The following is a 220-nucleotide window of genomic DNA, read 5'->3' on the forward strand; positions in this document are numbered from 1 at the left end:
GGCCTCGCCGGCGACCAGGGCTACGCGTAATCCGTCAGCCATGGCTCAGCGGGTGATGCCGCGGGTTGCGCTCTGGATGGAATCACGGAACACCGCGACCTCGGGGAACTGGGCAGCGCTTTCGGCCAGCTCGGCCAGGGCTTCCTCGACGGTATGTCCCTGGCGATAGACCACCTTGTAGGCACGCCGCAGGGCATGGATGGCCTCGCTGCTGAAGCCG

The 220-nt window shown here is 67.3% G+C and carries 1 pseudogene; it reads right to left on the reverse strand.

From position 1 onward, the window contains the following. Nucleotides 1–45: 45 nt before the first annotated feature. Nucleotides 46–220: pseudogene (locus tag G5A07_RS21960) on the reverse strand (acyl-[acyl-carrier-protein]--UDP-N-acetylglucosamine O-acyltransferase); the annotation flags it as partial.

This window comes from Stenotrophomonas sp. AS012628 (genome assembly GCF_010608305.1).
Taxonomy (GTDB): domain Bacteria; phylum Pseudomonadota; class Gammaproteobacteria; order Xanthomonadales; family Xanthomonadaceae; genus Stenotrophomonas; species Stenotrophomonas geniculata.